An 18,107-nucleotide genomic window follows, 5' to 3' on the forward strand; every position below is an offset into this window, starting at 1 on the left:
ATGTTCAGGCCCAAGGATTTCGTCGAAACAGCGGAGCAGCTGATTTTCGCGGTGGTCGCCGACGGTTTGGAGGCCGGTCGTATTCTGTGCTTTCTGCGCTACGCGATGTTGGACGGCGCTTGGCGTAAAGTCGATAGCGATACGGCCAACGCCCATTTAGCGGCGCATTATCCGCAATACCTACATTACTCGGCGCGCTTGGATGCTCGCTTGCACGCGGTACCGGAAACTGCGGTAATTCGACATTTTCATCCCCGCCACAGCCTGCAAGGCTTATTGGAAGTAGAGCCCAGCGATCAGGTGCTGGCCGATTTGCACAGTCTCTGCACCTTGTTCCGCCGCCGCGGCTTGGACATGGATCAGTTCGGCGTGACCGGATCGTTGCAGGTCGGCATGCAAAAACACAGCTCGGATATCGATCTGGTCTGTTACGACCGCGAAATCTTCCACCGGGCTCGCAACGTCGTGCAATGCTTGATAGCCGAGGACTATTGCCAGGTTCTGGACGATGCGGATTGGTTGGAAGCCTATCGGCGCCGCGCCTGCGATTTCGCGTTGGACGAATATATTTGGCACGAATTGCGGAAATACAACAAGGCCATGATTAACGGCCGTAAATTCGATCTGACCTTGCTGGCGCCGATGCTGGAAAGCGAAACGCGCGAATATCGCAAGTTGGGCGCTATCGAACTGCAAGCCAGAATCAGCGACGATTTTCACGCCTTCGATTATCCGGCTGTTTTTTCGATAGACCATCCGCAAGCGGACAGCATAGTCTGTTATACCGCGACCTACTGCGGGCAGGCGCAAACCGGCGAAGTGGTGGCGGTTGCCGGCTTGCTGGAAGTCGACGATACCGGCCGGCGGCGGGTTGTAGTCGGTTCCAATCGCGAGGCGCTCGGAGAATATATCAAGGTATTACGCTAATGGCCGGAACGCTTGCCGGCCTGATTCTCGATCTGGACGGCCTGGCGATCGATAGCGAATCCACGTACCGGGCGGCCTGGCGCGCGGCTGCGGCGGAAATGGGCTATCGATACTCGGATGCCGACTGGGCAGGCTTGCTCGGCTTGTCCGGGCCGGAAGTACTGGCCGGATTGGCCAATCTGGCCGGCGACGGTTTCGATCAGGCGAGCTTTCGTCAGTTAAGCGGCGAGATTTGGTTGGCTCAAGTCGAAACCGACGGTATCGCGGTCAAGCCGGGTTTACCGGAATTGCTGGAGGCCGCCCAAGCCGCCGGCATCCCGTATTGTATCGCCACCAACAGCCGGGCGGCTGCAGCGCGGCGCAGTCTGGCCTATGCCGGCCTGGCCGAGACGTTTCCGTTGCTGGTCGCGGTCGATCAGGTGGCGCGCGGTAAGCCGGCGCCCGACGTGTATTTGGAAGCGGCCAGACGGCTGGATTTGCCGGCTTCGGCTTGTCTGGCGCTGGAAGATTCGCCGGTCGGCGTGGCGGCGGCGGTTGCGGCCGGCATCCGTTGTTGGCTGGTGCCCTCCAGCTATCCTGTCGATGCGCTGGCCGGTCGGCAGGCCGAGCGGGTACTGTCCGACTTAAGGGAAGCCGCCGATTTTATCTCGGCCGCGCGGTCGCTTCCGTTATAATGCCGCCTCGTTTTTTGGTCTTGGAATCCCGGTGGTGAAAGCGCAGTTCGAAACGGTCACGGTGGTGGCGCCAGCCCGATTACACATGGGCTTCATCGATTTGAGCGGTGGTTTGGGGCGGCATTTCGGCAGCATCGGTTTGGCGGTAGAGGAAATCAACACTCGCTTGACGCTGAGCGCCGCCGAGACGCTGACCGTGGTCGGTCCGGAAACCGAGCGGGCCGGCCGCTGTGTGCGACAACTGTGCGAGCGTCTGGGGGTCTCCGATCGGTTACGGCTGGCGTTGGAAACCGTGATTCCGGAGCATATCGGCCTGGGCTCGGGCACGCAGATGTCGCTGGCGGTTGGGGCCGCGTTGAGCCGATTTTACGGTCTGGGTTTGACGGTGCGCGATATTGCGTTGCTGTCGGAACGCGGCGCCCGCTCCGGGATAGGAATTGGGATTTTCGAAAAAGGCGGCTTGGTGGTCGACGGCGGCCGCGGTCCTGAGACCAAAACGCCGCCGCTGATAGCGCAAATGCCAATTCCGGACCATTGGCGGTTTATCCTGGTGTTCGATCAGCGTGGCCAAGGTTTGCACGGCGAACAGGAGATTAGTGCGTTCAGCCGGCTGCCGCCGTTTCCGCAAGCCAGTGCCGAGCGATTGTGTTATTTGTTGTTGATGCAGGGCCTGCCGGCGTTGGCGGAACAAGATTTGCCGAGGTTCGGCGCGGTGATTACCGAGTTACAACGGGCGGTCGGCGAGCATTTCGCGCCGGTGCAGGGTGGAATTTTCACCAGCCCGGACGTGGCGGCGGCGATGACGATGTTGGAAAAGGCCGGCGCCGTGGCGATCGGCCAGACGTCCTGGGGGCCGACCGGTTTCTGCGCGGTCGAGTCCCCTCGGCGAGCCGCCGAGTTGGTTCAAGCCCTGGAGTCGCAGTTCGCTCAATCGCCGCTTAGCTTCTTAGTAGCCAGTGCGCGCAACCAGCCGGCCTGCTTGATTTCCGACGAGCTTGCTTAGTCGTCGCGTTCGACGAGTTGGTGTTCTACACGGTCTTGATTGCCGAGGTTGTCCAACCACATCACGCTGATTCGATCACCTATACTAGCGCGCAGCCGAAATACGAAAAACGGATTCTTGGAAACGCTGCCGGCCATGTTGACCGAAAGGGTCGGCGTGCCGTTTAAAGTCAAGGTCAGGGTTTGAATATAGTGAGCCGGAATTAGCGCACCATCGGTGTCGCGGTTACGGCCGTTTTCCATCGGATGTTGATTCAAAATCCGAATTTCCCAAAATCCCGCCAGCGCTCGACTTCTAATTTTAATCGTACTCATCAGCCGGTTCCGCAGCCGCCTATGCTGACTTCCACACTACGCCGATTGCGTAGCCAAGCCGCGCCGCGCTTGGCCAGGACCACCACCTCTCCAGAACCGGCCATCTTGATTTGTGTGCTCACGAAGGCCAAGACCGTCGGCGAGAGTTCGATTTCGGCGACCAGTGGGTTGGGATTGTGAGCCACATAGATGACGAACCGCTCAATCTCTTCCAAAGAGCTGGCGACGGTGATCGGCACGAAAGCGCCGTTTTCGGCAACGGCCGGTAAGGTCAATTCCAACGTTGGGGTATCTTGGATTCCGGTATCGGACAATATCGCCAAGATCTCTTCCAGCCGGGTCTTGGTCGGCGACGATCCGGCCGCCGAGTCGGCTAGGGCGGGCTTGATGTCGGTTGTGAGCGCGCAAGCGCTCAGGCTTAGGCCGAATGTTGTCAGGAAAGTACGGCGGTCATAAGTCATGCCCAAATAACCTTTCTTTTTTTGATGTATATCAAAATTTTTCGATTTCGGTTTGTTATCGTTAGCACCGTTGAAATTGTTTCAGCACCATCTACAACAACATACAGGAAGGTACAAAATGAATGAAGTTCAAGAAAAAGACAATTTTTGGCTCTACATCGCTCTGGCCGTCGTTATGGTCGCTGGTGCGGTTTTCATGGTGAAAAACGCGGAGCACGATAAATACGCTACCGCCGCTAAAAACATCGCCGAAGATTCGTCCAACTCTGCTTATCGTTCGGATGTGCTGCACAAAAACGGTCTGACCAAATAAGGCCGTTACGATTTAATGGAGACGTCGCGAACTGCATTCTCCTATCCACTTGTGGGTTTGCGGCGGTGACAGGGAAACTGCGTTAGGTCCCGCTATAAAAAAGAAACCGTGGTTTCTTTCAATTGGGGTTTTGCCGAGGTGTCCGGGCTTCGGCAAAACCCTTCCCGAATATGTTTCTGCCTACCTCAAGCCTGCGCCACGGCTGTTAGCAACATGATCGCCTGATTCATGCCTTGGTGCAGGTTTTTTTCGATTTCCGCCATCGTGATTTCGCCGGCGACGACGCCAGCCGCCCAATTGGCAACCACCGAAACATTAGCGTAAGCGATGCCCAACTCTCGAGCCAGCGCTGCCTCCGGCATGCCGGTCATACCCACCAAATCGCAGCCGTCGTTCGCCATGCGTTTGATTTCCGCCGGCGTTTCCAGACGAGGTCCTTGCGTGCAGCCGTAAATGCCGTGGTTTACGGTGGCGATGCCGGCTTGTTCGGCGGCGGCGACGATACGAGCCCGTAAGGCTGGTGAGTAGGGTTCGCTGAAATCGATGTGGGTGACTTGTTCCAGATCGTCGGCGAAGTAGGTATGTTCTCGCCCGTAGCTGTAATCGATCAATTGATCGGGAATCGCGATGACCGCCGGTGCCATCTCGCGGCCAATGCCGCCAACCGCCGCGACCGCGATAATTTCGGTCACGCCCAAGGCTTGCAAGCCCCAGATATTCGCCCGATAGTTGATTTTATGCGGCGGTATTCGATGTGGGTTGCCATGCCGGGCTAAAAACACCAGTTTACGGCCGTCGAGCTCGCCGAATACGTAAGCGGCCGACGGCGCGCCGAACGGCGTATCGAGGCTTTGTTCGCCGGTGATAAGCAGGTCCGGGATTTGGGTCAGGCCGGTGCCGCCGATAATAGCCAAGGTCATAATACTTCCTTGCAGGCATAGACGCCTGCGGCGTTTCTGAGATAACCCTTGTAATCCATGCCGTAGCCGAATAAATAATGGTTTTCCACGTTCAAACCGACAAAATCCAATGCGATCGGTTTGGGCTCATCGAGTTGTTTGTCAAAAAGCGCCGCCGTGTAAACGGCTTCGGCGCCTTGCTGTTGGCAGTAATCGACGATGGCGCGCAAGGTATGGCCTTCGTCGAGGATGTCGTCAATTACTAGCACCGTCCGTCCCGCCAACGGCGTGGTCGGCGTAAACAGCCAGTGAATCTCGCTGCCGGAGGTGGCGTTCCGGTAGCGGCTAGCGTGGATGCTGTCCAACATCAGCGGAAAGTCCAGGCGCGGCAACAGTTTGCCGGTGGCGATGATGCCGCCGTTAATCACGCACAATAGCAGCGGATTGCGGTCTCGCAGCGCGGCGCTGATGTTGGCGGCCATCAAGTCCAGTGCGGACTCGACTTCGGCGGCGGCGTGCAGTTGTCGCGCGTGCCGTTGGACTTGATCGATTTCTTCAAGCAGGGGATTCATAAAGCTCTTGGAGTTGTTTGGAAATTTGTTGCCATTTCGGCAGTTGTTGCAGCTGTTCTCGGGTGAATTTGGGCTGGCCGCGCATGGCTTGCAAACGCGCTTCGCCGGCACGGCGTTCGCGAACCGGCAGATCGTCTAAGACTTGCTCGGCCGCCGCCGAATTGTTGCATACCAACACCATGTCGCAGCCGGCTTCCAGCGCTAAACGCGCCCGATCGGAGTAGTCTCCGATACCGGCGGCGCCGTTCATGCTCAAATCGTCGCTAAATATCGCACCGTTAAAACCCAGCTCGCCGCGCAATATGTCTTGCAGCCAAACGCCGGAAAAACCCGCCGGCAAGCGGTCGATGCGCGGATACACCACATGGGCCGGCATCACGGCTTCCAGCCCTTGTTCGATCAACGCTTTAAACGGCACCAAATCCTCGCCGCGTATGCTTGTCAGATCGCGATCGTCGATCGGCAAGGTCAAGTGCGAGTCTAGCGCGACGGCGCCGTGGCCGGGAAAATGCTTGCCGGTCGCGGCCATGCCGGCCGCGCGCATGCCTGTACGGAAGGCTCCAGCCAGTTGGGCCGCTAGGGTCGGATCGCCGGAAAACGAACGATTGCCGATGATTTCGCTGACGCCGCGATCGACATCCAGCACCGGCGCGAAGCTGAAGTCTACGTCGATGGCGAGCAATTCGGCGGCCATCAACCAACCGGCTGCTTCAGCCAATTCCGGTTTGTCGGCGTACTTGGCCGCCGCGGGTAAGCGGGTAAATCCGTTCTGAAAGCGCTGAACTCGGCCGCCTTCCTGATCGACGGCAATTAAAATGTCGCCGCTACGTGCCTTGCGTATGTCGGCAATCAATGCCTCGACTTGCGCCGGATGATCGAAATTGCGAGCGAACAATATCAACGCGCCGGTATTGGGATGGGCGATTTTTTCCCGATCCGCCGCCGTCAGGCTGAGCCCGTCGATGTCTATCATGACCGGACCGATGGCTTGTGGTTTCATGGTGATAAATGTCTAAATTGGAATATACTTCTGGAGCTTGAACCCGACATTATATGAGGAATCCCCGTGCGTACTTTGGTTTTGTTGATCAGTTTGTTGCTGTTACCCGGTTTGTCCGCCGCTAACTCCGGCGAAAAAAAGCCGATGAAAGCGCCGGCCCGGTCATCGAGTATTTGGAGATGAAGCCGGCCTTTACCGTCAATCTGGCCGAGCCGAAAAAATACCTGTTGTTGAACGTGCAGTTGCTGGTGGAAGGGGCCGAGCCGGTCGAAAAAATCAAAAAACACATGCCGTTACTGCGCCATGAAATGATTATGATGTTGAGTGGCTTGCATGCCGCCGACTTGCAAACGATGGAACAACGCGAAGGTCTGCGTTTGAAAACCAAGGAAATGATCACCGGTTTGTTGACGAAAATTCAAAATCCGGATGGCTTCCGCGATGTGTTCTTCTCCGAATTCCTAATCCAGTAACTGACCGCGCAGAGCTTGGCGCATTTGCTCGATGCGCCGTTCCACCTGATCGCCGGCATAGGGTTGCGGCGGAAACTTCCCCAGACGGGCGCCGGCCAGGCCGGATCGGTCCGATAGCGGGCGATATGATGAATATGCAGTTGCGGTACCAGATTGCCGATCGCCGCGACGTTGAGTTTGTCGGGCCGAAACATCGCCGTCATCGTTTCCGCCAATAGGCAAGACTCCGCTAGCCACAAAGACCGGTCCCGATCGTTCAGTTGATATAACTCAGTCAAGCCGCCGCGTTGCGGTACCAAAATAAACCAGGGATAGGCGCTGTCGTTCATCATCAGCAGCAGGCTCAGCTCGAACCGGCCGACTTCGTGGCAATCTTGTCGCAATTGCGGGTGGAGGTGGAACGAGGACATGGGCTTCTCGACTAAAGATGATTGACGGACGGTTTTCAGACTTCACCATGATAACGGCTAGCGATGGGGCATTGAAAGTCGAGACATTCGCCATGTCATGGAAAACCCGCTGAATCCGTTTAACAGCGACAAGGTGATTGTCGTTAAGAATCCGGGTGAAGCGAATAGGGAAATGATGATCAAGGACGGCGAGAAAATGGAGAAATACCAATCGACCGGCAAAATCGGTCAGGGCGAGGGTATGAAAGCCGGCGTGACCTATCGACTAAAAGACGACGGTTCATTCGTCTACGTACCCGAGGACAAGCCGGCCGGTCCGTAAGTTTGGCGGCACTTTAGCGCTTGGCCTTTACCGGTTCACTGAGTGCGGCGGCCAGGTTGGTGGTCTTGGGGCAAGCGATGCACAGCACCACCGGGCCGATGTTGAGCACCGCTACTTTGCTGGCCGAGCCGACGATGACCAGTTGCTCGATGTCGCCCAACTTTAGAATCGCCGAACTGTCGCGGGCGACGCCGATGCTGTCTTCGATCAACGCGCCCAGCGCGTCGGCGTGCGGCAGTTGACCGGCACTGGCCAGAATCAAGCCCTCGTGGTAAGCGGCGCAGGCGTCGATGCCTTTGATCCGCACCACGCCATCGACCAGTGTTTGCAGTGCCCCGATGAATTCGCCGCGCTTGGTGCGCAGGGAGGCGCTGGTACCTACCAGATCGTCCGAGGGCTGGCGTTGGGCCGCCGAGTAGGCCGCCGCCAAGCGATCGAGCTCGGCGAGTTGCGATTCGAACCAATGCATGGCTGCGGTGCGTCGGGTTATTTGAATAGGTAGCTGGAAAACAGTTTTTTCAGCATCGGCACGGTTTCCTTCAGTTCGAAGCGGACCCTGCCCAACAAAGCGTCGCGTTTGGTCACCAACGCCAGCATGAAACCGGCTTCGATCGGCGTCGACAGAATATAGCCCTCGGCGTTTTCGCAGATCACCATTTGGGTTTGATGATGGCCGACATGTCCGGCGGCTTTGGACGCGGCGCCGAATACCACTTGCACCGAGGCGCCGATGGCGTCGGTATTGATCTCGTAATCGCGGTGGATGTGGGTGACGAATCCGTCGCTGTCGACGATGGCCGCAGCGGAAACTCCCTGTATGCTCATCAAATTCCGCAGAATCGATTCGATTTCCGCCGATTGCGAGGCTCTGGGCTCCAAAGCGTGGATGTTGCTGTTCATGATACGCTCCAATGTGTCGTCATAATTACAGTAGGTCGACCCGGATCAGGCAGGTTTTGTCGCCCAGGGCGTTGCACTTGGTTTCGGTGGCTTTGACGTTGCGCTTGAAAAATGCCTTGACGATGCCGCCGACCATGCCGGCCTCGAAATGGCAAATCGGCGCCGCCACGTTATGGATGCCGGCGCAGGAAACGCATTCGTCCACCCGCAATTCCAACAATCCACTGGATAGATCGACCTTGTCGGGCACCACCAAGCCGATGCAAAGTTGCCGGCACAATTGCTGGATCTTGCCGACATAGGTTTCCAGATCCTTGTCGACGTTGGCCGCGACGATTTGGCCCAGCGTACTGCCCAGGCTTTGTCCGGAGTGGTATACCAGCGACGGTGCGCCCTGGCCGAGGATGTCCTCGACGTTAGAGCCCAGTGCCACCATCCGCAACACCTGAAACAGGCGAATCGGGATGAGCGGACCGAGGTCGTTGCGGTTTTCGATGCCGAATTCCCCGGACAAAATACCCTCGAGAATTTGTTGTTGCGCCAGTTGGTAGTCGGTTTTGTTATTGGTTAGCATGCCTTGTCCTCTTGGGGGGTGCGTTTAGGGCGTCAAACAGTGTACTTCGGCGCGCCGGTTCAACTTTTGGCCGTCCGGCGTGTCGTTGGAAGCCGCCGGTCTGTTCCAACCTTCCGTGGCGGTTTCGATGGGCGCGGCAATACCTTGTGCGGTCAGCCACTTTTGTAGGGCTTCCGCGCGCGCTTGGCCGAGTTGGCGGTTGGACGCGTCGTTGCCCAGATTGCAGGTATGCCCGACGATTCGGGTACCCTGATCGCATTGTTTGACTTGTTCGAGCAGACGGTTTTTCTCGGCCCCGGACAGTCGAATCGGCTTAGTGGAATTGAACTTGAAATACACTGTGTAAACCGGATCGGTGTTGGCTGGCGCCGGGCCGGCGGCGGTGGGTTCGGTTGGCAGCTTGAGCTCGGTTTGCGCTTCGGCGACCGGGGCTGGTGAGGCGGCGACCGATTCCGTCTTGCTCTCCGCCGGTGCCGTTGGCGCGGCGTCATTGGTCGGCTGCTGCTTGGCAACGACTTCCGCCTGCTCGGTTGGCGGAGGGGGCGGAACAGGTTGAGCCGGAGCGGCATTGCTGGAACGGTCTGGCGTCTCCGGCCATTCCAACTTCGGTAGCGGATGGTTGCCTATCCAGTACACGCCGATTGCCGCGATCACTAACAACAGCAAGCTCCAAACGATCCAGGTCCGGCTCGCCGGCGGGCGCGATTCGGCGGCGGGACGAAGAATGCCGTCCAAGCCGTCGAGATCGAGTGATCGATGTTTTTTCATACAATTTCCTTGACGTGAATCACAACCAAGACTCAGTTTTTTTGATTGTACTCCCGGAATTCGTGTTTGTGGAATCGAGGTATATCGGCAAGTGTTGGGATTGGCGTCCGCCGCGCAGGCAAATCGGGGAGAGGCATTGTAAGATCGTCATTTCCATCGGCTTGCCAGGAATCATAAGGAAGCGGTTGAAATCGGTTTGTCATAATGGCCTTGTAGACTGATCGCCGAAATCTAGTCGCGGCATCGTAGCGCCAATCCAAACCGAGTTGCCGCTACCTGTTCGCGCTGACAATACTGACTCGAAACTGACAAACATGTCCGACAACGCGGCGCATAGCATGACCATGGAATCTAACTTGTTGAATGGAAATGATGAAATACTTGGCGCGACATCTGCTGGATATTCAAGGAGTTCTATAAACCCAGGGGTGAATGTCATGGAAACTTTTTCAAACGATAATCTCGAGTTTGGCGATACCCGGACTGATTTCATCGAAATGCTAAGTCATCAATTTGTGTCGATGACCGGATGCGGTGTCTACGTGTATCTAAACCCGTTGGCGATCAACAGTTTGTACAACCAATATTTAAGCGAATCCATGCCGATTCGAACCTTCGCTCGGCAATGCGTTAAGGATTTGCTGTAACAGCGGCCTTAGTGTTGATGTTTTAGTGCTTCGCTCCGGGATCCGGAGCAGTTCTCCCTCTGTTCGTTACTTTGCAGTTCGCCCGGTTTTTGGACCGGATTTGTGACGAATGGTTTGGTACGTCAAGTTCGCACCAATTTACGTCTGGCCTGGCCGACCTAGGGGGGCGGCAGGTCAGCTTTGTGTTGTTCGGCGTTCCGTAAGTCAATCCACCGAAGCCGGTTAACGGCTTGTCGAATTTCAGATGAAAATACCCTTGCCGCTCGGTAGATTTCGTATGCTGGTGTCCCCGGCCTGATCAAATTGGATTGGTGAGCTCCTTGAAAGGTCGAGACCGTTGGGTTTACTTGGGTTTGCGGGACGTTTTGGAGTAAAACGCCGGTCGTTTTGAAAAATTTGCCGAATAGTCCTCACAAATTGTCTAGTATTAACGCAGATTGATTGCTTAGTTTCGCCAGGTAGTTTCATGTTTCGAAAGCCTTGGTCCTGGCGTTTTCCGGGCAGTTGCTAAATTTCTTGCCCAACCAAACGGTGCGAAACGATGAAGACGTTTATTCAGACCGTGCTGGCGGAAGCCGATGCTCGAGCGGTTAATCTGCTGCAAATCCTAAGAGCCGTCCAAGCCCGCTACCAGCATATTCCCGAGGAAGCTATTGAATTGCTGGCGGAAGGCTTGTCTATTCCGCGTACGCAAATTCTCGGTGTCGCCGAGTTTTACAGCTTCTTGCATATAACCCCGCAAGGTCGTTATGACTTGTTAATCAGCGATTCGATCACCGATCGGATGTTGGGTAACCAGTTTGTGTTGGATTATCTTGCCGAGCGTTTGGCGGTTCAGGTCGGTCAGGTCCGGGCGGATGGCTTGGTGAGTTTAAATCGTACTTCGTGTACCGGTATGTGCGATCAAGGGCCGGCCGGCTTGGTCAACGGATTGGCTTTAACGAGCCTGGATATAGCTCGGCTCGAGGAAATCGTCGAGTTGGTGAATCAGCAAACGCCGCTGTCGCAGTGGCCGGCGACATTGTTTGCGGTCGCCGATAACATTCATAGACCTGGACTATTGCTTAGCGAACCCTTGGTCGCTGGCGATGCGTTGCGGGCGGCGTTTGGACGCGGTCTGCCGGAAACGTTGGAGGAACTCGACCGCTCCGGTCTGCGCGGCCGCGGTGGCGCGGGCTTCAAAACGGTGGTGAAATGGCGGTTTTGCGCCGATGAGCCGGCCGACACCCGTTTCGTGGTCTGCAACGCCGACGAGGGCGAGCCCGGTACCTTCAAAGACCGGGTGTTGCTCAACAGCTATGCCAGTCAAGTTTTCGAAGGTATGACGCTGGCGGCAGCGCTGATTGGCGCCCAACAAGGGTTTTTGTACCTGCGTGGCGAATATTTGCATCTGCACGAACAATTGCAGGGTGTATTGACCGAGCGCCGCGCGTCCGGCTTGCTGGGCGAGAATATCCTCGGCCTGGGATTGAACTTCGATATCGAAATCCGTCTCGGCGCTGGCGCGTATATTTGCGGCGAGGAATCGGCGCTGATCGAATCGTTGGAAGGTAAGCCCGGCATACCCCGCAATCGGCCGCCTTATCCGGTGACCAGCGGCTATTTGAATAAACCGACGATAGTCAATAACGTCGAAACCTTTTTGGCCGCCGCTCACATAGCCGTACGCGGTGGCGCTTGGTTTGCCGCGGTCGGAACCGAAAAATCCGCCGGCACCAAGATTCTCAGCATTAGCGGCGATTGTGCACGGCCGGGCATCTACGAGTACCCGTTCGGTACTCGTATTCGCCAGGTGCTGGAAGACTGCGGCGCCGTTGACGTATTGGGAGTTCAGATCGGCGGACCATCGGGTACGTTCATTTCCAATCGGGAACTGGACCGGGCCTTAGCCTTCGAAGATCTAGCCACCGGCGGTTCCTTCATTGTCTTTAACTGCAGTCGGGACATCCTAAGGATCGTTCAAAATTTCACCCATTTCTTCGCCCACGAGAGTTGCGGATTTTGCACGCCATGCCGGGTTGGGACCTCGTTGTTGAAAAAGCAGTTGGATAAAATCGTCGACGGTCATGGTTCGGCCGGCGATGTCGTCGAGCTGGAAAATCTTTGTCAGTTAGTGAAACACCACAGCCATTGCGGCCTGGGACAAACCGCGGCCAACCCGATCTTGAGCACATTGGAACGCTACCCCGACGTCTACGAAAAACAATTGAAGCAGATCAGTTACGAACCTGGGTTCGATTTGGACGGCGCGTTGGCGATTGCCCGCCGCATGGCGCATCGCGACGACGCGGCCGCGCATTTGTCGCAACTGGAGGATTGAGCATGACAGGTACCATCACCATCGACGGGCAAATCGTCCCGTTCCAAGCAGGCCAAACCATCATCGAAGCTGCTACCGCGGCCGGCATTTATATTCCGCATCTCTGTCATAAGCCGGGCTATACGCCGCACGGCAGTTGCAAATTATGCACGGTCAACGTGAACGGTCGGAACTGCTCGGCTTGCACCTTTCCGGCCGTTGACGGCCAAACCGTGATAAACAATAGCGCCGAGCTGCAGCAAGACCGCCGCCGCATCACGCAGATGCTGTTCGTCGAGGGCAACCACCTATGTCCGTCTTGCGAGAAAACCGGTAACTGCCAATTACAGGGCGTCGCTTACTATTTGAATATGACGGACAACCACTTCCCGCACTTTTTCGCGCACCGGGAAATGGATGCTTCGCATCCGGACATTTTGATCGATCACAACCGGTGCATTTTTTGTAATCTCTGCGTGCGGGCGAGTAAGGAAAAAGACGGCAAAAACGTGTTTGCGATCGCCGGTCGCGGCATCAATAAGCGTTTGGTTGTCAATTCGGTCAGCGGGCTGTTGAAGGACAGTGACGTCAGCATCGACGACAGCGCGGTGCACGTGTGCCCGACCGGGGCGTTGTTGATCAAGCGCACCGGTTATCAAGTCCCCATCGGGCAACGTATTTACGATCATCGCCAAATCAGCGAAGTGGCGCTGTTCGCGGAGGGAAGTCATGAGCAATAAAATTAAGGTCGCGACCACCTCGTTGGCGGGTTGCTTCGGTTGCCACATGTCGTTTCTGGACATCGACGAACGCCTGTTGACCTTGGCCGAAGTCGCCGAATTCGACCGTTCGCCGATCACCGACATCGAGCACTGCGGTCCCTGCGACATCGGTTTGATCGAAGGCGGCGTCTGCAATTCGGAAAACGTGCATGTATTGCGCGAATTTCGGAAGAACTGCAAGATCCTGGTGGCGGTTGGCGCTTGTGCGATCAACGGCGGCTTACCGGCGATGCGCAACCACATCGATCTGGAAGATTGTTTGCTGGAAGCGTATCGAGACGGCATCGGCGTTGAAAATCCGCAAATTCCCAGCGATCCGGAATTGCCGTTGTTACTGAACCAGGTGCATCCAATCCACGAAATCGTCAAAATCGACTATTTCCTGCCCGGTTGCCCGCCGTCCGCCGACGTGTTCTGGACCTTCCTGACCGCGTTGGTCGAGGGCCGAGAACCCAGCCTGCCTTACGAATTGGTGCATTACGATTGAGCCTCGCGCCCGTTAGGCGTCGGTTCGAGTAAATGACGTCGAGCGCGGCCCGCCGTCCCGTTAAAGAGAGAATATTTATGTACGAGCATCTTGAAACCGCCGTCAATCCCGCCGGCCTGAAGCGGGTCGTGGTCGATCCCGTCTCTCGCGTCGAGGGTCATGGAAAAGTTACGTTGTTGCTGGACGCCGAGAATCGGGTCCAGCAAGCCCGGCTGCACATCGTCGAATTTCGCGGCTTCGAAAAATTCATTCAGGGCCGGCCGTATTGGGAGTTGCCGGTGTTGGTGCAACGGCTCTGCGGCATTTGCCCGGTTAGTCACCATCTGGCGGCGGCCAAGGCCATCGATCAATTGGTGGGCGTCGATCCGGCCGATCTGACGCCAGCCGCCGACAAATTGCGCCGTCTGCTGCATTTTGGTCAGGTTTTACAATCGCATGCTTTGCACTTTTTTCATCTTTCCAGCCCGGACTTGCTGTTTGGTTTCGATAGCGACATCGCCAAGCGCAACGTCATCGCGGTGCTGGCGGAATACCCCGAGATCGGTCTGCAAGGCGTGAAGCTGCGCAAGTACGGTCAGGAAGTCATACGGATGGTGTCCGGAAAAAGGGTGCACGGTACCGGCGCGATACCCGGCGGCATGAACAAGGCTTTGAGCCGAGACGAGCGGGATTATTTGTTGCGGGATATCGATCAGGTGCTGGCTTGGGCCGAATCGGCGGTGGCCTTGATCAAATCGGTGCATACCGCCAACCTGCCGTATTACGACGAGTTTGCGACGATACGCAGCAATTATCTGGGCTTGATCAAGTCGAACGGTGCGATGGAGCTTTATCACGGTGGGATTCGCGCCAAAACCGACAGCGGCGCGACGATAGTCGACCACTACGATTATTGCGCTTACACCGATTTGATCCATGAAGAGGTGCGCTCCTGGAGTTACATGAAATTCCCGTATCTGACCGCATTGGGCAAGGCCGACGGTTGGTATCGGGTGGGACCCTTGGCTCGGGTCAACAACTGCGATTTCATCGATACGCCGCTGGCCGAAGCAGCGCGGGTCGAGTTCAAGCAACACGGTGGGGAGGCCATGGTGCACAGCACCTTGGCTTTCCATTGGGCGCGGTTGATCGAATTATTGCATTGCGCCGAAGGTATTAAGATTTTGTTGCGCGATTCCGACGTGATGAGTAGTCATTTGCTGGTTCAAGGTGAAAAGCGTTACGAAGGTATCGGCGTGATCGAAGCGCCGCGCGGTACCCTGTTTCACCACTATCAGATCGATGACAACGACATCGTCACCAAGGCTAACTTGATCGTTTCGACGACCAGTAACAATATGGGCATGAACGAGTCGGTACGTCAGGTCGCGGCTGAATACCTGTCCGGGCGCGAGTTGACCGAGCCGTTGCTGAACAGTCTGGAAGTGGCGATACGCGCCTACGATCCTTGCTTGTCTTGCGCCACCCATGCGGTTGGCAAAATGCCGTTGCAACTCGAATTGGTGGATGCCGAAGGCCAAGTGATTGATCGGTTGATTCGGCATAGTGACGGTGAATTCGAGCACGGTTTGGCCTGATGACGGCGCTCAAACCGGTTCTGGTGTTTGCTTACGGCAACCCGAGCCGAGGTGACGATGCCCTCGGACCTCTACTATTGGAGGCACTGGAAAACCAAGTCGGCACCAACACCGTCGAATTCATCGTCGATTTTCAGTTGCAAATCGAGCACGCGCTGGATTTACAGGGGCGGCGTGTGGCGATATTCGTCGATGCGTCGGTCAAGGCCGAGATGCCCTACCAATTCAGCCGGCTCATGCCGTTACGTGATCGGAGTTACACCAGCCATGCGATGAGTCCGGCGGCCTTGCTGGACGTTTATCAAGCGTTGTACGGTTCGCCGCCGCCGACTTTCTTATTGGGCATTGCCGGTTTGTCGTTCGAGCTTGGCGAGGTGCTCAGCCCTGACGCCGCGCAAAACCTGGCGCTGGCTGTCGAATTCGCCTGTCGCTTGCTGAGCGGGTCGGCGGAGGATATATTAGCCGCCGCCATCAAAGTCGTTCCGCCTTTAGACCTCCCCGTTCCGGCTTGAGCGGCGCCAGCGACTTTTCCAATTTTTCACAGGATTACCCGTATGTCCACCGCATGGGCCGGCGGTACCGACGCCATTGTCGAACGCTTGGATCAAATGACTGAATTATTCGTCGAACAAACTCGCCGCTCGATGTATGCCGGGGAGTCGGCGACGAATGCGGCGAACCCATCCCCGAGGCGCGCCGGAGCGCGATTGCCTGTCGTTATTGTTTGCCCTGCCAGACCAAATTGGAACGTAGCGGTAAAATCTGAATTGGTGATCATCTCAGGATTTAACCCGTTTCATCCTGATCGATACCAAGCCGCCGCCACGTTCCAATGTGTCTTGGTCGACGATTTTCCAGGCCTCTTCCGAGCCGTCGGCTTTCTTGAATACCAAATACGACTGACTGCCTGATTCGCGAACGAAAATTTCGGCGAATTCGGTGCGTTCGCCGTTGGAATCCAGGTAGTTTTTGCCAATGACCAAGGTTTGGTCGCCAATGATTTTCGCGACGGCGTCGATGAACTGGTTTTCCGAGCCGCCTTCGGCCCGGTATTCGCCTTCGTAACCGTGTCCGCAACCGGCGAGTAGGATTAACGCGCCGGCCAACATGGCTGATTTGAATGTCATGGTTGATCTCCTGAGTGTCGGTTTTAGCCGATTATGCCCGAAGCAGGGCCGGCTGAATATCGCAAATCCTAATCTTGATTCCGGTCGTCGACGGTATAATCGGCGTTTTTTGCCGCTTGCGATCGTTGCCTATGTCAAATGTAAACTCCGAAAAACTCTCCAGCGCCCGCTTCGCCGAAGCCACCGACGCGTTCGTCGAGGAATTCACCGCCTCGGTCGGTTTCGATCAACGCATGGCCCTGCAGGATATTCAGGGTTCGTTGGCGCACGCGACGATGCTCCATGAGATTGGGATTTTGACCGAACAGGAGCTGGCCGACATCCGTAGCGGGCTGGCGCAAATTCGCGGTGAAATCGAACGCGGCGAGTTCGTCTGGTCGATAAAGCAGGAAGATGTTCACATGAATATCGAAGCGCGCTTGACCGACCTGATCGGTATCGCCGGCAAAAAACTGCACACCGGACGTTCGCGTAACGATCAGGTCGCCACCGACATTCGTTTGTATTTGCGTGACGAAGTCGACGTCATTCTGGGTCAATTGCGGCGTCTGCAAACCGCGTTGCTGGATCTGGCAGAACGCGAGGCCGCGACGATCATGCCCGGTTTCACGCATTTGCAGGTGGCCCAGCCGGTGACCTTCGGCCACCATTTGATGGCCTGGTTCGAGATGCTGAGCCGCGACGCCGAGCGCTTCCAGGATTGCCGCAAGCGCATCAATGTGATGCCGCTGGGAGCGGCGGCGCTGGCCGGTACCAGTTATCCGCTGGATCGTTTCTTGACCGCGGAATTACTGGGTTTTTCCCGGCCGTCCAACAATTCGCTGGATTCGGTTAGCGATCGCGATTTCGCGATCGAGTTTACCGCCGCCGCCAGCCTAGTGATGTTGCATTTGTCCAGGTTTTCCGAAGAGCTGGTACTTTGGGCTAGTGCTCAGTTCGACTTCATCGATATTCCGGACGCCTTTTGCACGGGGTCGTCGATCATGCCGCAGAAGAAAAACCCGGACGTACCGGAGTTGGTGCGCGGCAAGTCCGGCCGGGTGGCCGGGCATTTGATGGCCTTGCTGATGTTGATGAAAAGCCAACCCCTGGCCTACAACAAGGACAATCAGGAAGACAAGGAGCCGTTATTCGATACTGTCGATACCGTCGTCAACAGTCTACGGGCTTTTGCCGACATGATGCCGCGCGTCCAGGCCAAGCGCGAAAACATGTATCAGTCCGCCAAACGCGGGTTTGCGACCGCGACCGATTTAGCCGACTACTTGGTCCGTAAGGGCATGGCGTTCCGCGATGCGCACGAGGTGGTCGGTTTGGCGGTTCGCCTGGGTTTGCGGACCGGTCGGGATTTGTCGGAATTAACCCTGACCGAATTGCAAAGTTTCTCGGCAACCATTGCGGAAGATGTGTTCGATATCCTCGGCTTAGAAGGGTCGGTGGCTTTGCGCAAGCATATTGGCGGTACGGCACCGGAGACGGTGCGTCAGGCAATTTGTGACGCGCGCCGGCAAATCCTTAGTTAAATCGCGGTAATTATCTGATTCGCTGCTACCCTTTCGAACGGTCTTGGTTCGGAGG

The 18,107-nt window shown here is 56.5% G+C and carries 25 protein-coding genes; 14 read left to right on the top strand and 11 right to left on the bottom strand.

The features are described 5' to 3' along the window. From ACP4CD_RS03790 to ACP4CD_RS03800, 3 genes are read left to right on the top strand one after another with little or no spacing between them, the layout of a single operon-like run. Entirely contained in the window at window positions 1–927 is a 927-nt protein-coding gene (locus tag ACP4CD_RS03790) for a hypothetical protein (protein WP_426993636.1), read from the top strand. Then, window positions 927–1,601, top strand: a complete 675-nt coding sequence (locus ACP4CD_RS03795) for an HAD family hydrolase (protein WP_426993638.1) — start codon at window positions 927–929, stop codon at window positions 1,599–1,601. Before ACP4CD_RS03790 ends, ACP4CD_RS03795 begins: the two co-directional genes overlap by 1 nt. A 34-nt stretch (window positions 1,602–1,635) precedes the next feature. Further along, the gene (locus ACP4CD_RS03800; RefSeq protein WP_426993640.1) at window positions 1,636–2,604 is read left to right on the top strand and encodes a beta-ribofuranosylaminobenzene 5'-phosphate synthase family protein; all 969 of its coding nucleotides are present in this window, start codon (window positions 1,636–1,638) and stop codon (window positions 2,602–2,604) included. On the opposite strand, the gene soxZ is transcribed toward ACP4CD_RS03800, so the two are convergent. Then, a complete protein-coding gene (gene soxZ, locus ACP4CD_RS03805; protein ID WP_426993642.1) occupies window positions 2,601–2,918 on the bottom strand; it encodes a thiosulfate oxidation carrier complex protein SoxZ in 318 nt (105 codons plus the stop codon). The genes ACP4CD_RS03800 and soxZ overlap by 4 nt on opposite strands. After that, complete coding sequence (locus ACP4CD_RS03810) at window positions 2,918–3,379, bottom strand: thiosulfate oxidation carrier protein SoxY (protein WP_426993644.1); 462 nt, start codon at window positions 3,377–3,379, stop codon at window positions 2,918–2,920. Before ACP4CD_RS03810 ends, soxZ begins: the two co-directional genes overlap by 1 nt. 118 nt (window positions 3,380–3,497) lie before the next feature. Between ACP4CD_RS03810 and ACP4CD_RS03815 the strand changes: the two genes are divergently transcribed. Further along, window positions 3,498–3,692, top strand: coding sequence for a hypothetical protein (locus tag ACP4CD_RS03815; RefSeq protein WP_064030470.1), 195 nt, complete (start codon window positions 3,498–3,500; stop codon window positions 3,690–3,692). 185 nt (window positions 3,693–3,877) lie between these two features. On the opposite strand, the gene ACP4CD_RS03820 is transcribed toward ACP4CD_RS03815, so the two are convergent. From ACP4CD_RS03820 to nagZ, 3 genes are read right to left on the bottom strand one after another with little or no spacing between them, the layout of a single operon-like run. Continuing rightward, a complete protein-coding gene (locus ACP4CD_RS03820) occupies window positions 3,878–4,612 on the bottom strand; it encodes an S-methyl-5'-thioinosine phosphorylase (protein WP_064030472.1) in 735 nt (244 codons plus the stop codon). Next, a complete protein-coding gene (locus ACP4CD_RS03825; protein WP_064030474.1) occupies window positions 4,609–5,163 on the bottom strand; it encodes a hypoxanthine-guanine phosphoribosyltransferase in 555 nt (184 codons plus the stop codon). Before ACP4CD_RS03825 ends, ACP4CD_RS03820 begins: the two co-directional genes overlap by 4 nt. Further along, window positions 5,147–6,163, bottom strand: coding sequence for a beta-N-acetylhexosaminidase (gene nagZ, locus ACP4CD_RS03830; protein WP_426993646.1), 1,017 nt, complete (start codon window positions 6,161–6,163; stop codon window positions 5,147–5,149). The genes ACP4CD_RS03825 and nagZ overlap by 17 nt, the downstream gene beginning before the upstream one ends. Window positions 6,164–6,342: 179 nt before the next feature. Between nagZ and ACP4CD_RS03835 the strand changes: the two genes are divergently transcribed. Continuing rightward, entirely contained in the window at window positions 6,343–6,636 is a 294-nt protein-coding gene (locus tag ACP4CD_RS03835; RefSeq protein WP_426993648.1) for a flagellar basal body-associated FliL family protein, read from the top strand. Here ACP4CD_RS03835 and ACP4CD_RS03840 read toward each other — a convergent pair. Continuing rightward, on the bottom strand, window positions 6,582–7,046 hold the full coding sequence (locus ACP4CD_RS03840; RefSeq protein WP_426993649.1) for an HIT domain-containing protein: 465 nt from the start codon (window positions 7,044–7,046) through the stop codon (window positions 6,582–6,584). The two genes, ACP4CD_RS03835 and ACP4CD_RS03840, sit on opposite strands and share 55 nt — an antisense overlap. Before the next feature lie 97 nt (window positions 7,047–7,143). Here ACP4CD_RS03840 and ACP4CD_RS03845 point away from each other — a divergent pair, with 97 nt between their 5' ends. Next, window positions 7,144–7,368 carry a DUF2149 domain-containing protein gene (locus ACP4CD_RS03845; RefSeq protein ID WP_426993651.1) on the top strand — a complete coding sequence of 75 codons (225 nt, stop codon included), beginning with the start codon at window positions 7,144–7,146 and terminating at the stop codon, window positions 7,366–7,368. Between the two features lie 13 nt (window positions 7,369–7,381). On the opposite strand, the gene ACP4CD_RS03850 is transcribed toward ACP4CD_RS03845, so the two are convergent. The 4 genes from ACP4CD_RS03850 to ACP4CD_RS03865 are packed head-to-tail and all read right to left on the bottom strand — an operon-like array spanning window position 7,382 to window position 9,610. Continuing rightward, window positions 7,382–7,837 (bottom strand): roadblock/LC7 domain-containing protein, encoded by a 456-nt coding sequence (locus tag ACP4CD_RS03850; RefSeq protein ID WP_426993652.1) that lies wholly within the window; start codon window positions 7,835–7,837, stop codon window positions 7,382–7,384. A gap of 17 nt (window positions 7,838–7,854) precedes the next feature. Further along, window positions 7,855–8,268: a roadblock/LC7 domain-containing protein gene (locus ACP4CD_RS03855; protein WP_064030484.1), complete on the bottom strand. Its 414-nt coding sequence runs from the start codon at window positions 8,266–8,268 to the stop codon at window positions 7,855–7,857. Between the two features lie 25 nt (window positions 8,269–8,293). Next, window positions 8,294–8,842, bottom strand: coding sequence for a V4R domain-containing protein (locus ACP4CD_RS03860; protein ID WP_082885617.1), 549 nt, complete (start codon window positions 8,840–8,842; stop codon window positions 8,294–8,296). Between the two features lie 24 nt (window positions 8,843–8,866). Further along, complete coding sequence (locus tag ACP4CD_RS03865; RefSeq protein ID WP_281020482.1) at window positions 8,867–9,610, bottom strand: OmpA family protein; 744 nt, start codon at window positions 9,608–9,610, stop codon at window positions 8,867–8,869. 437 nt (window positions 9,611–10,047) lie between these two features. Between ACP4CD_RS03865 and ACP4CD_RS03870 the strand changes: the two genes are divergently transcribed. From ACP4CD_RS03870 to ACP4CD_RS03900, 7 genes are all read left to right on the top strand, one after another. Continuing rightward, a complete protein-coding gene (locus tag ACP4CD_RS03870) occupies window positions 10,048–10,257 on the top strand; it encodes a hypothetical protein (RefSeq protein ID WP_064030488.1) in 210 nt (69 codons plus the stop codon). A 541-nt stretch (window positions 10,258–10,798) separates the two neighbouring features. Next, window positions 10,799–12,577, top strand: a complete 1,779-nt coding sequence (locus ACP4CD_RS03875) for an NAD(P)H-dependent oxidoreductase subunit E (protein ID WP_281020481.1) — start codon at window positions 10,799–10,801, stop codon at window positions 12,575–12,577. A 2-nt stretch (window positions 12,578–12,579) separates the two neighbouring features. Continuing rightward, complete coding sequence (locus tag ACP4CD_RS03880) at window positions 12,580–13,296, top strand: 2Fe-2S iron-sulfur cluster-binding protein (protein ID WP_071156248.1); 717 nt, start codon at window positions 12,580–12,582, stop codon at window positions 13,294–13,296. Continuing rightward, window positions 13,286–13,825 (top strand): NADP oxidoreductase, encoded by a 540-nt coding sequence (locus tag ACP4CD_RS03885; protein WP_064030494.1) that lies wholly within the window; start codon window positions 13,286–13,288, stop codon window positions 13,823–13,825. The genes ACP4CD_RS03880 and ACP4CD_RS03885 overlap by 11 nt, the downstream gene beginning before the upstream one ends. Window positions 13,826–13,902: 77 nt before the next feature. Beyond that, on the top strand, window positions 13,903–15,402 hold the full coding sequence (locus tag ACP4CD_RS03890; RefSeq protein ID WP_426993656.1) for a Ni/Fe hydrogenase subunit alpha: 1,500 nt from the start codon (window positions 13,903–13,905) through the stop codon (window positions 15,400–15,402). After that, on the top strand, window positions 15,402–15,914 hold the full coding sequence (locus ACP4CD_RS03895; RefSeq protein WP_168029137.1) for a hydrogenase maturation protease: 513 nt from the start codon (window positions 15,402–15,404) through the stop codon (window positions 15,912–15,914). The genes ACP4CD_RS03890 and ACP4CD_RS03895 overlap by 1 nt, the downstream gene beginning before the upstream one ends. Before the next feature lie 170 nt (window positions 15,915–16,084). Then, window positions 16,085–16,168 carry a hypothetical protein gene (locus tag ACP4CD_RS03900; RefSeq protein ID WP_426994654.1) on the top strand — a complete coding sequence of 28 codons (84 nt, stop codon included), beginning with the start codon at window positions 16,085–16,087 and terminating at the stop codon, window positions 16,166–16,168. A 13-nt stretch (window positions 16,169–16,181) separates the two neighbouring features. Here ACP4CD_RS03900 and ACP4CD_RS03905 read toward each other — a convergent pair whose 3' ends face one another. Next, window positions 16,182–16,529: a hypothetical protein gene (locus ACP4CD_RS03905; RefSeq protein ID WP_426993658.1), complete on the bottom strand. Its 348-nt coding sequence runs from the start codon at window positions 16,527–16,529 to the stop codon at window positions 16,182–16,184. Window positions 16,530–16,660: 131 nt separating this feature from the next. Here ACP4CD_RS03905 and argH point away from each other — a divergent pair, with 131 nt between their 5' ends. Then, a complete protein-coding gene (argH, locus tag ACP4CD_RS03910; RefSeq protein WP_426993660.1) occupies window positions 16,661–18,052 on the top strand; it encodes an argininosuccinate lyase in 1,392 nt (463 codons plus the stop codon). Window positions 18,053–18,107 lie beyond the last annotated feature (55 nt).

The sequence above is a fragment of the Methylomonas stagni genome (assembly GCF_050154735.1).
GTDB classification, from domain to species: domain Bacteria; phylum Pseudomonadota; class Gammaproteobacteria; order Methylococcales; family Methylomonadaceae; genus Methylomonas; species Methylomonas koyamae_A.